Origin of the sequence: Corallococcus sp. AB049A, from assembly GCF_003668885.1 — a bacterium.
Lineage (GTDB): Bacteria > Myxococcota > Myxococcia > Myxococcales > Myxococcaceae > Corallococcus > Corallococcus interemptor.
The window spans coordinates 1-10337 of record NZ_RAWL01000319.1 but is presented as its reverse complement, the minus strand read 5'-3'; the positions used below and the strand labels follow the sequence as shown (position 1 = coordinate 10337).

At 70.6% G+C, this 10337-nt stretch carries 12 protein-coding genes; 5 read left to right on the top strand and 7 right to left on the bottom strand.

Annotated features, from left to right (window positions below; all coding sequences use genetic code 11):
* From D7X55_RS28105 to D7X55_RS28095, 3 genes are all read left to right on the top strand, one after another.
* Positions 1-576, top strand: a 576-nt coding sequence (locus tag D7X55_RS28105) for a DnaA N-terminal domain-containing protein (RefSeq protein WP_304988905.1), incomplete at its 5' end; no start/stop codon positions are given.
* Positions 577-782: 206 nt separating this feature from the next.
* A complete protein-coding gene (locus D7X55_RS28100) occupies positions 783-1565 on the top strand; it encodes a class I SAM-dependent methyltransferase (protein ID WP_120552883.1) in 783 nt (260 codons plus the stop codon).
* Positions 1566-1580: 15 nt separating this feature from the next.
* Positions 1581-2039, top strand: a complete 459-nt coding sequence (locus D7X55_RS28095) for a YdeI/OmpD-associated family protein (RefSeq protein ID WP_121724662.1) — start codon at positions 1581-1583, stop codon at positions 2037-2039.
* A 2-nt stretch (positions 2040-2041) separates the two neighbouring features.
* Here D7X55_RS28095 and D7X55_RS28090 read toward each other — a convergent pair whose 3' ends face one another.
* Together D7X55_RS28090 and D7X55_RS28085 are read right to left on the bottom strand one after the other, a co-directional pair.
* The gene (locus D7X55_RS28090; RefSeq protein ID WP_121724661.1) at positions 2042-2965 is read right to left on the bottom strand and encodes a bifunctional 2-polyprenyl-6-hydroxyphenol methylase/3-demethylubiquinol 3-O-methyltransferase UbiG; all 924 of its coding nucleotides are present in this window, start codon (positions 2963-2965) and stop codon (positions 2042-2044) included.
* Between the two features lie 46 nt (positions 2966-3011).
* A complete protein-coding gene (locus D7X55_RS28085) occupies positions 3012-4235 on the bottom strand; it encodes an MFS transporter (protein ID WP_121724660.1) in 1224 nt (407 codons plus the stop codon).
* 77 nt (positions 4236-4312) lie between these two features.
* Between D7X55_RS28085 and D7X55_RS28080 the strand changes: the two genes are divergently transcribed.
* Complete coding sequence (locus tag D7X55_RS28080) at positions 4313-5206, top strand: LysR family transcriptional regulator (protein ID WP_158616333.1); 894 nt, start codon at positions 4313-4315, stop codon at positions 5204-5206.
* 7 nt (positions 5207-5213) lie between these two features.
* Here D7X55_RS28080 and D7X55_RS28075 read toward each other — a convergent pair whose 3' ends face one another.
* From D7X55_RS28075 to D7X55_RS28065, 3 genes are read right to left on the bottom strand one after another with little or no spacing between them, the layout of a single operon-like run.
* Positions 5214-6092 (bottom strand): sigma-70 family RNA polymerase sigma factor, encoded by an 879-nt coding sequence (locus D7X55_RS28075; protein WP_120552878.1) that lies wholly within the window; start codon positions 6090-6092, stop codon positions 5214-5216.
* Complete coding sequence (locus D7X55_RS28070) at positions 6079-6540, bottom strand: carboxymuconolactone decarboxylase family protein (protein WP_121724658.1); 462 nt, start codon at positions 6538-6540, stop codon at positions 6079-6081. Before D7X55_RS28070 ends, D7X55_RS28075 begins: the two co-directional genes overlap by 14 nt.
* 34 nt (positions 6541-6574) lie before the next feature.
* Positions 6575-7036, bottom strand: a complete 462-nt coding sequence (locus tag D7X55_RS28065) for a carboxymuconolactone decarboxylase family protein (RefSeq protein ID WP_121724663.1) — start codon at positions 7034-7036, stop codon at positions 6575-6577.
* Positions 7037-7154: 118 nt separating this feature from the next.
* On the opposite strand from D7X55_RS28065, the gene D7X55_RS28060 reads away from it, so the two are divergent.
* The gene (locus D7X55_RS28060; RefSeq protein ID WP_120552877.1) at positions 7155-7766 is read left to right on the top strand and encodes a pyridoxamine 5'-phosphate oxidase family protein; all 612 of its coding nucleotides are present in this window, start codon (positions 7155-7157) and stop codon (positions 7764-7766) included.
* A gap of 4 nt (positions 7767-7770) precedes the next feature.
* Here the strand turns inward: D7X55_RS28060 and D7X55_RS28055 are convergent, their stop codons facing one another.
* Together D7X55_RS28055 and D7X55_RS28050 are read right to left on the bottom strand one after the other, a co-directional pair.
* Positions 7771-8805, bottom strand: a complete 1035-nt coding sequence (locus D7X55_RS28055; protein ID WP_199747187.1) for an ABC transporter ATP-binding protein — start codon at positions 8803-8805, stop codon at positions 7771-7773.
* Positions 8805-10337 (bottom strand): iron ABC transporter permease (locus tag D7X55_RS28050; RefSeq protein ID WP_147470236.1); only part of this gene is annotated, 1533 nt, incomplete at its 5' end. The genes D7X55_RS28050 and D7X55_RS28055, both read right to left, overlap by 1 nt.

Genomic DNA, 10337 nt, shown 5'->3' with positions numbered 1-10337 from the left:
CTGGCCGCCCGTGCGGCGGCGTTCTTCGACGCCTTCCAGGACGCCCGGGCCAGGGCCTTCCGGGGGGTTCCCCGGGAGAAGCCACCCGCCGGCTGGGCGGACTGGTACGCCCAGGCGCTGCGCGGCGTGGACGGCGATGAGGCCCGGCTCCAGGCGGCCTGCCAGGGTTACCTCCAGTCCGACTGGGGCCGGACCCGGCAGCCCGCGGGCACCGTGCTCGCGTTCTGCTCGCCCCGCGTGTGGACGCGCTACGTCCCGCCCCTGGAGGACGGCGCGGAGGAAGGCGCAGACCTGTCCGGTGGACCCGTCACGGACGAAGCCCCGTCCACGGAAGCGGCTCGCGTCTGGAGTGACTGTCTTGAGGGCCTGCGCGCCCAGGGCAAGCGGTACGCGTTGTCGTGGCTGGGCAAGGCCCGCGCGGTGGGAGTCGAGGACGGGCGCCTGGTGCTCGCGGCGCCGGACACCTACTTCCGACAGTGGGTCGATGAACAGTACGGCGCGCTCATGGAGGCCGAGGTGCGGAGCCTGGGGTTGGAAGGCGTGCGCTGGGCCCGGGCCGCTCACGAGGTTGCCTGAAAGCCAGCCCCCGCATCGTTCGTGAAGTCATTCGCACGCCCACCGGGAATCACATCCATGAAGGTCTGCGGCGTGGCCATCGACAACATCAAGGTGACCGGACCGTGATGCACGCCGTCCTCTGAGCGCAGGCGGGCGCCTGGACACCCTCCGGGCGTCCGCCTTTTTCGGAAGGCAGGCCTGGGCGCGGGCGATATGGATCGCCCATGCGCAACGCACTGATGGCGGCATCGTTCCTGGCCCTCGCGGGCTGTTCCCACTCGACGCCCACGACTCCGGCGTCCTCCACCCAGGCGCAGCCGGCGGCCGTGTCGTCGCAGGCGCTGGTGGACGCGCCGGACCGCCCGGAGGCGGACCGCAAGCTGGACGCGGGCCGTCATCCCGCGGCCCTGCTGGACTTCGTGGGCGTGAAGCCCGGCATGCACGTCGGGGAGCTGATGGCGGGCGGCGGCTACACCACGGAGCTGCTGTCGCGCGCGGTGGGCCCCACGGGCAAGGTGTACGGAGAGAACCCCAAGATCGTCCTGGAGAGGTTCGCGGAGAAGCCGTGGCAGGAGCGGCTGGCGCGGCCGGTGAACCAGAACGTGGAGCGCCTGGACCGCGAGCTGGACGCGCCCTTCCCGCCCGAGCTGAACGGCACGCTGGACGCGGTGGTCAGCCACATCATCTACCACGACGCGGGATGGCTGGGCGTGGACCGGGCGAAGATGAACGCCGCCGTGTTCCAGGCGCTCAAGCCGGGCGGCGTGTACGTCATCCTCGACTCCAGCGCGAAGCCGGGCACGGGCATCACCGAGGGCCAGACGCTGCACCGCATCGACGAGCAGCTGGTGCGTGACGAGGTGCAGGCCGCGGGCTTCAAGCTCCAGGAGGAGAGCAACACCTGGCGCAACCCGGAGGACACGCGCGACTGGAACTCCAGCCCGGGAGCCGCGGGCGAGCGCCGGGGCACGAGCGACCGGTTCGCGCTCAAGTTCGTCAAGCCGTAGACCGGGGACACGCTCATGGCCGCGCGCAAGTTCAAGGCGAAGCTCGAGGTCGCCAATGACGTGGGAGGCCGGTTCGTGCGCTGTCCGTTCGACAGCCGCGAGGAATACGGCGAGGCACGGCCCCCCGTGGTGGGCACCGTCAACGGTCAGCCCTTCCGGAGCCGGTTGATGGTGTACGGCGGCCTCACCTACCTGGGCTTCACCAAGGAGGTGCGCGAGGCCGCGGGCATCGAGGACGGCGCGATGCTGAGCATCACGCTGGAGCGGGACACGGCACCTCGGGAGATTGAAGTGCCGGAGGACCTCCAGCGAGCGCTGGACGCGGAGCCCGCGCTGGCGGACGTCTTCGCGAAGCTCGCCTTCACGCACCGCAAGGAGTTCGTGAAGGCGCTCACCGAGGCGAAGAAGGAAGAGACGCGAGCCCGCCGCCTCGCGCAGACGCTGGAGAAGCTGCGCGCCAAGGTGGCGAAGTAGACTCAATCTGGAGCGCGAACGGCGGTGAGCAGCAGGTCGTACTTGCCGCCCAGGAACGTGCGGAAGCCGTGCTGGTGCAGGTAGCGGCGATAGAACGACAGGTCCTTCACCAGGAGCGACAGGTCCGGCTCGCTCAGGTTGCGCACGCGCGCGCCGTACACGACCTCTCCGTCGCGGAAGCGTGAGTTGGGGAAGCCCAGGAGCAGCGCGGCCCTGGGCTCCAGGTGCTCCTGCACCAGCTGGCGCAGGAGCGCCCGATCATCCACGCCCGGACTCTGAAGCGTGCCCACCGACACCACCGCGTCGAAGCGGCCCAGCTCCTTCGGCAGCGCGTTCAAATCCGCCTGCACGAACGCATGACGCGGATCCGGAAACGCCGCGCGTGCCTCCGCCAACGCGCTCGCGCTGTGGTCCACGCCGACGAAGCGGATGCCCTCCACCTCCGCGAACGCGGCCAGCTCATCGCCCCGGTTGACGCCCAGGTCCAGGAGCCTCGCGCCCGCGGGCAGCGACAGCCGTCCCACCGCCTCCAGCCATGGCACCAGGAAGCCCGCGTCCTCGAACTTCCGGACGCGCGCGAAGTCGGACGAGGCGCCGTAGCGCTCCTGCGGCGCCTCCGTGCGCGCTCCACCGCCCGCGTGCCACGACGCCTCCGAACCCAGCGGCTCGAACGTGAGCCGCACGTGCGTCGCATCCACGACGCGCGGCGTGCGCAGGCGGCAGGACAGCCCCTCCGCCAGGTCGCACCAGCTCCGCAGCGGCCGGTGCACCAAACCGCCCTCCACGCGCTCGCCGGGATAGCGCCCGTGCCCCAGATCCGGATCCGGGACTTCGATGGACACCGGACCGGACGGCAACAGCGCCTCCAGGTGGCGCATCACGAGGATCAACGGCTCAGCGAGGAAGCGGCGGGGGTGCGGCGACATGCGCCGCACCCTACCCCGCATGGCTCAGTGGGACTCCAGGCCTTCGTCAAGTGACGGCAGGAGCCGCCGCGGCCCGCCGCGCCTGGAGCTGCTCCCACACGAGCGCGATGACCAGGAACCCACCGCCCACCGCGCACACGCCCCGCCAGCCCGCGTGGTCCCACGCGATGGCGGACAGCGCGGAACCGCAGGCCCCGCCTACGAAGTAGAACATCTTGTAGAGCGTGTTGAGGCGCGTCTGCGCCGTGGGATGCAGGCGGTACAGCTCCGTCTGGTTGGACACCGTGGCGGCCTGCGCGCCCAGGTCCAGCAACACCACGCCCGCGATGAGCCCGGCCCACACCGTGCCGAAGAGAGCGAACACACCGAACGCCGCCAGCATGGTGACGATGCACGCCCGGACGATCCTCCGCGCGCCAATGCGCTGCGCGTGCCGCCCCGTGACGTTCGCGGCCAGCGCCCCCACCGTCCCGATGAGCCCGAACATGCCCGCCGTCCCCGGCCCCTGGTGGTACGCGTCACTGCCGAGGAAGAACGCCAGCGATGCCCAGAACGCGGAGAGCGCGGCGTACATCAGGGCGCCCGTGAGCGCGATGGCCCGGAGCCCCGGCACGTCCCGCAGCAGCACCCACAGCGACTGCAAGAGGCGCGGATACGTCATCCGCGTGGAGGATTCATAGCGAGGCAGCCCCAGCCGCAGCGTCATCGCCAGCCCCACCATGGTCGCGCCGGCCGCGAAGTACATCCCGCGCCAACCCAGGTGCGTGGCCACGAAGCCGCTGAGCGCGCGCGACACGAGCACGCCCACCAGCGCGGCGCTGAGCACGACGCCCAGGTTCCTCCCGCGCTCCTCGGGCGAGCTGAGCGCCGCGACGAACGGGATGAGGATCTGCACCAGCACGGAGGTCAGGCCAATGGCGACACAGGCCGTCAGGAACAAGGGGAACGTCGGCGCCAGGCCCGCCGCGAAGAGCGCCACCGCCGCGAGCCCCAGCATCGTCACCAGTAGGCCGCGCTTCTCCAGCACGTCGCCCAGCGGCGTGAGGAGCACCAGTCCCGCCACGTACCCCAGCTGCGAAGACATGGGCACGGAGCCCACGGCGGAGGCGGACAGCCCGAAGGTCTGTGCGATGACGCCCAGCAGCGGCTGGCTGTAATAGACGTTGCCCACCGCGAGCACGGTCGCCGTCGTCATCGTCCACAAGAGCCGGCGGTCCATGGGCGCGGCCTGGGGCACGGTGGCGGGGAGCGCGGCGGAGGAGGTCTCCATGCGGGATGCCTAGCGCTCCCCCACCCATACTTCCAATATATCCTGGGTCTGGAGTCCAGACCTGGAGCGTATGGACCATGGAGCTGCGCCACCTGCGGTACTTCGTCGCGGTCGCGGAGGAGCTCAGCTTCACGCGCGCCGCGAAGCGGCTGCACATCGCCCAGCCGCCGCTCAGCCAGCAGATCCGCAAGTTCGAGACCGAGCTGGGCGGAGCGCTCTTCGAACGCGAGGGCCGCGCGGTGCGCCTCACCCGGCTGGGGCGCGAACTGCTGCCGGAGGCGCATCAACTCCTGGAGCGGGCCCGGCGGTTCCAGGAGCACGCGGCGAGGCAGGCGCGGGGGGAACAGGACGTGCTGGTGCTGGGGCTCATCTCGTCGTTCGCGACGCCCCGGTTCGCGGCGATGCTCCGGGCCTTCCAGAAGAAGGTGCCGGGCGTCCACATCGAGCTGAGCAACCATCCGTCCTCGTGGCAGCTGGAGGCCCTGGAGCGGGGCACGCTGGACGTGGGCATCCTGCGGCCCCGGGAGCGCATGCCGCCGGACGTCGTCTCGCACCTCATCCGCCGCGAGCCCTTCCGGCTGGCCGTGCCGGCCCGGCATCCGTTCGCGAAGCGCAAGGCCGTGGCGTGGAAGGACCTGCGGGATGAACCGCTCGTCCTGGTGGAGCCCGGCGTCGCGCCACCGGATTACTACGCGGGGTTCTTCGACCGGCTCCGCGACGCGGGGGTGGAGCCCGCCGTGCGCCAGTACGCGCAGAACGTGGCGACGAAGATCTGGTTCGTCTCCGCGGGCTTCGGCATCGCGCCCATGCCGCACACGCCCGACACGGAGCACCACTCCGGCGTGGCCTTCATCGACCTGCCGGAGGACGCGCCGGTGACGAACACCGTCATCGCGTGGCGCAAGGCCGGAAGCACCCCGGCCCTGCTCCGCTTCGTCGACTTCGCGCGCGAGTCCTTCGCCGCGCGCTGAAGCCCGGCTACGACGTCTCCCCCACCACCGCCCGCCGGATGCCCTTCAGCTTGTCGGGGTTGCGCGTGACGTAGAGGGCGACGATGCGGCCGTCCTCGATGGCGAACGCCGTGGTCTGCAGCATTCCATCCGCATCCATCGTGACGTACGCGGGCAGGCCGTCGATGGTGCCCTCGTACACGAGCTGCGCCGAACCCACGGCCGGAATGCGCGACACCCCTTCGAAGAAGCGCAGCAGCTTCTCCCGGCCGTAGATGGGATTGAGGACCGCCTTCACCTTGCCGCCGCCGTCGGCGTACAGGATGACGTCCTGGGCCAGCAATGCCTGGAGCGCGTGCGTGTCGCCGCTCCGCGACGCGGCATGGAACGCCGAGGCCAGCTCGTGGCCCTTCGCCTCCGTCACGGGGAAGCGGGGCCGGGCCTCCTGCACGTGGGCCCGCGCCCGGCTGGCCAGCTGGCGGCACGCGGCGGGGTCACGGTCGATGGCCTTCGCCACCTGCTCGAAGTCCATGCCGAACACGTCGTGCAGGAGGAACGCGGCGCGCTCCAGCGGGGACAGGCGCTCCAGGGCCATCATCAGGGTCAGCGTCAAGTCGTCACCCTCCACTGTCTCGATGATGGGCTCTGGCAGCCAGGTGCCCACGTACTCCTCCCGGCGTACGCGGGCGGACTTCAGGACGTCCAGACACAGGCGCGTCACGGTGCGGACGAGCACGGCCTCTGCGTCCCGCACGGCGTCGCGGTCCGTCTGGTGCCAACGGAGATACGCCTCCTGCACCACGTCCTCCGCCTCCGCGACGATGCCCAGCATCCGGTACGCGATGCGGAGCAGCCGGGGGCGGAGCGGGTCGAAGACGTCCGCGGGGTTCGGATCAGGCGGCTTCACTGCGAGCGGTCACCGGATGGATGGACCGGAAGCCGATGGCGAACCGGTTCCAGGAGTTGATGACACCAATCATGAGGGTCAGCTTCACGATCTCCTCTTCGGTGAAGTGCGGCTTGAGCGCAGCGTAGTCCTCATCCGGGGCGTGCGTCTCGGAGACCAGCGTCAGGGCCTCGGTCCAGCCCAGGGCCGCGCGCTCACGGTCGGTGTACAGCGGCGACTCGCGCCAGCCGTCCAGCAGGTAGATGCGCTCCTCGGTCATCCCCTGGGCACGGGCGTCGCGGGTGTGCATGTGGATGCAGAAGGCGCAGCCGTTGATCTGGGACGCGCGGATCTTGATCAGCTCGCGGAGGCTGGGCTCCAGCCCCAGGGCCTCCACCTTCTTGCTGAACTCGAGCATCAGGTTGACGGCTTCGGGAGCGGCGGCGAAAGCATTCAGTCGGGTCTTCATGGTGGGGTCCTCGTCTGGAAATGGGGTTCGGGGGTCAGGCGGCTTCAGCGCGAGGGGTCACCGGGTGCACGACCCGGAAGCCGAGGATGATCCGGTTCGCGATGTTGATGCAGTTGATCACCAGGGTCAGCTTCGCGATCTCCTCCTCGGTGAAGTGCGGCTTGAGCGCGGCGTAGTCCTCGTCGGGAGCGTGCGTCTGGGAGACGCGCGTCAGGGCCTCGGTCCAGCCCAGGGCCGCGCGCTCACGGTCGGTGTACAGCGGCGACTCACGCCAGCCGTCCAGCAGGTAGATGCGCTCCTCGGTCATCCCCTGGGCGCGGGCGTCGCGGGTGTGCAGGTGGATGCAGAAGGCGCAGCCATTGACCTGAGAAGCGCGGATCTTGACGAGCTCGCAGAGGCTCGGCTCCAGTCCCAGGGCCTCCACCTTCTTGCTGAAGTCCACCATGAGACTGAGGGCGTCCGGCGCGACCGCGAAGGGATTCATCCGGGGCTTCATGTGCAGGTCCTCGTTCTGGGGGGCGAAGTGCCCTTCCATCCCCAGGACGAGGCAGCCGGTGCCCCGTGTGACATGGGCATTTCAAAGGCCTAAAAAAGGCCTTCAGGAGGCGCACCTGATGAAGATCGTGACCGACGTGGAGACGCTCGAACGCCTGTACGGGGTCCCCGGGAAGTCGTCCGTGCTGAAGGAGGTGGACCACCTCCACCCGGCGTACCGGCCCTTCATTGAACGTTCACCGTTCATGGTCCTCGCCACGTCCGGCCCTGCGGGGCTGGATGCCTCGCCGCGCGGAGACCCCGCCGGGTTCGTGGTCATCGAGGACGCGCACACGCTGCTCTTGCCCGACCGCCGGGGCAACAACCGGATGGACTCGCTGCGGAACATCCTGGCGGATCCGCGCGTCGCGCTGCTGTTCTTCGTCCCGGGCGTGAACGAGACCCTGCGGGTCAACGGCCGGGCGAGCATCGTCATCGAGCCGTCCACGCTCGAGCGCTTCACCTTCGATGGGAAGGCGCCGCGCTCCGTGCTGCGCATCAGCGTGGAGACGGTCTACTTCCAGTGCAGCCGCGCGCTGGTCCGCTCCGGGCTCTGGGACCCGGCCCGGCAGATCCCCCGCGCGGAATTCCCAAGCCCTGGCTCCATCCTCGAAGCGCTGAGCCCGGAGGACTTCAACGCCGGCGAGTACGACCGCGAGCTGCCCGGCCGGGTGAAGGCGACGCTGTACTGAAGCCTCAAGCGCCCGCGTCGAACACGGTGGCCTTGCGCACGCGGACGCGGAGCGTCTGGCCCGCGCGCACGCCTTCCAGCGCGGGCCCGATGACGCGCAGGAACGCATCCCCCACCGGGAAGCGGTACTCCGCCGAGTGCCCGAGGAACAGGCGAGCGGACAGCACCAGTGGCGTCCCGGTCTCCCCCAGCTCCAGGTCCTCCGGACGCACCACCAGCGTCCCCGGTCCAGGCTTCGCGGCCAGGGGCAGGTCGAACACGGTGGCCGTCCCCGCGCAGTGGAAGGCGCCCGCGCGAGTCTCCCCGCGCAGCACGTTCGCGCCGCCGACGAAGCCCGCGACGAACGGCGTCGCCGGTTCCCGGTACAGGCGCTCGGGCGTGTCCACCTGTTCAATGACGCCCCGGTTCATCACGGCGATGCGGTCCGACAGGGCGAGCGCTTCGCCCTGATCATGCGTGACGAACACCAGCGTCGTGCCCAGCCGGGCCCGCAGCGCGGCGATCTCCGCGCGCAGCTCCTCGCGCAGGGCCGCGTCCAGGTTCGACAGGGGTTCGTCCAGGAGCAGCACACGGGGCCCCGCCACCAGCGCCCGGGCGAGCGCCACGCGCTGCAGCTGTCCACCGGACAGCTCGTGAGGCATCCGGGTCGCGAATGGCTCCAGGCGCACCCAGCGCAGGGCTTCGCGCACGCGGGAGGCCACCTCGTGTCCGGGCACCTTCCGGAGCACCAGGGGATAGGCGACGTTCGCCTCGACGCTGCGATGCGGCCAGATGGCGTAGCTCTGGAACACCATGCCCAGGCCGCGCTTCTCGGGAGGCACGCGCACGCCGGGTCCGGCGACGACCTCGTCTCCCAGCCGGATGACGCCCGCGTCCGGGTGCTCCAGCCCCGCGAGCATCCGCAGCGTCGTGGTCTTCCCGCATCCGGAGGGCCCCAGCAGGGACACCAGCTCGCCCTGCCCCACCTGCAGGCTGAGGCCGCGCACCACGGGCGTCCCGCCGTAAGCCTTGACCAGGTCCTCCAGGACGATGGCCGCCATCACCGCACCTCCGGCACTCGACGCCGAGCCCACGCCAGCACGGCCTGTCCCACGACCACCAGCGCCACGAACGCGCAAGCGAGCACGGCCGCGGCAGCCGGGTCCGCGTAGCTCTGCAACTCGAACAGCAGCGTGCCCAGGACCTCGGAGCCCGCGGGCACCAGCAGCACGGACAGGGTGATCTCCGTGGCGCAGGCAAGGAACGCGAGCACGAAGGCCACCGTGAGCGCGGGCCGGAGCAGCGGCAGCGTCGCATCCACGAACGCGCGCACGGGTCCGGCGCCGCCAACGCGAGCCGCCTCCGCGAGCGACGGATCCACCTGGGCCAGGGCCTCGGAGCTGTTGCGTTCCCCCAGGGCCAGGTACTTGCCCACGTAGCCCACGAGCATCAGCCAAGGCGTATGCGCCAGGGCCAGCACGAACGCGAACCGGTCCAGCACCACCAGCCGCCAGTCCCGGGAGAACGCCACCAGCAGCGCGAGCGCCAGCACCGTGCCGGGCACCGCGAAGGGCCACACCGCCATGGCCTCCACGCCCGCGCCGCCGCGACGGAAGGCCCGCCGAAGCAGCGCCGCGGAAAGGCCCAGCCCCACCACCAGCAAGCCCGCCCCCGACGCAAGCAACACGCTGCGCCCCATGGCCCGCAGCGTGCGAGCATCCCAAAGCACACCGGACCAGTGCGACAGGGTCAGCGTGTCCCAGGTCAGCGCCGCGCCGAAGCTGCGCTGCAGCGACGTGAGCAGGATGGCCGCCAGGGGAAGCACGACCAGGACGCCGCCCACCAGGCCCACACCGGCAAGCGCCGCCGTCCGCCAGGAACCCAGAGCGAGCACACGGGGAGACACGCCCTTGCCCGCGCTCAATCGAACCCGCCCGCTCCGGCCCAGCACCCACGTCAGGCCCAGGGCCAGGGGCGTGAGCAACAGGAGGAACGAAGCGAGCACCGAGGCACGCGGCAATCCCTCCTCGCTGCCCAGCAGGACCAATTCATAGATGCGGGTGGTGAGGACCCGAGTGGGCGGAGACGCCGACACGCCCAGCAGGTACGGCACGCCGAACGACGAAGCGGCCATGAGGAACACCATCACCGAGCCCGACAACAAAGCAGGCAGCACCAGTGGCACGGTGGTGTTCAGCACGGCGCGGATCGGAGAGGCGCCACAGATGCGGGCCGCTTCTTCCAAAGCCGGATCCACGCGCCGCAGGGCCGCCGCCCCCGCGAGCAGCACCAGCGGAAGTCCGGACAGTCCCTCCACGAACGCGATGCCCGTCGCGCCGTAGAGGTCGAACACCTCCGCGCCCAGCATGCGGTTCAGGTAGCCCGCGCGAGGGCTCGCGAGTGACAGCCACCCCATGCCCCAGATGAACGCGGGGATGGCGGAGGGCAGCGTGAACAGCACGGTGAACGCGCCACGAAAAGGCAGGTCCGTGCGGAACAGGAGGAAGGCCAGCGGAGCCCCCAGGAACAACGCCCAAGCCGTAGCGCCCAGGGAGATGCCCAGTGTGTTCACCAAAGCCCCGGACTCCGAGGC

Excerpts from the sequence above, each read along its gene's own strand:
- D7X55_RS28100 (WP_120552883.1), top strand. The coding sequence starts at position 783 with ATGCGCAACGCACTGATGGCGGCATCGTTCCTGGCCCTCGCGGGCTGT.
- D7X55_RS28095 (WP_121724662.1), top strand. The coding sequence starts at position 1,581 with ATGGCCGCGCGCAAGTTCAAGGCGAAGCTCGAGGTCGCCAATGACGTG.
- D7X55_RS28090 (WP_121724661.1), bottom strand. The coding sequence starts at position 2,965 with ATGTCGCCGCACCCCCGCCGCTTCCTCGCTGAGCCGTTGATCCTCGTG.
- D7X55_RS28085 (WP_121724660.1), bottom strand. The coding sequence starts at position 4,235 with ATGGAGACCTCCTCCGCCGCGCTCCCCGCCACCGTGCCCCAGGCCGCG.
- D7X55_RS28080 (WP_158616333.1), top strand. The coding sequence starts at position 4,313 with ATGGAGCTGCGCCACCTGCGGTACTTCGTCGCGGTCGCGGAGGAGCTC.
- D7X55_RS28070 (WP_121724658.1), bottom strand. The coding sequence starts at position 6,540 with ATGAAGACCCGACTGAATGCTTTCGCCGCCGCTCCCGAAGCCGTCAAC.
- D7X55_RS28065 (WP_121724663.1), bottom strand. The coding sequence starts at position 7,036 with ATGAAGCCCCGGATGAATCCCTTCGCGGTCGCGCCGGACGCCCTCAGT.
- D7X55_RS28060 (WP_120552877.1), top strand. The coding sequence starts at position 7,155 with ATGAAGATCGTGACCGACGTGGAGACGCTCGAACGCCTGTACGGGGTC.
- D7X55_RS28055 (WP_199747187.1), bottom strand. The coding sequence starts at position 8,805 with ATGGCGGCCATCGTCCTGGAGGACCTGGTCAAGGCTTACGGCGGGACG.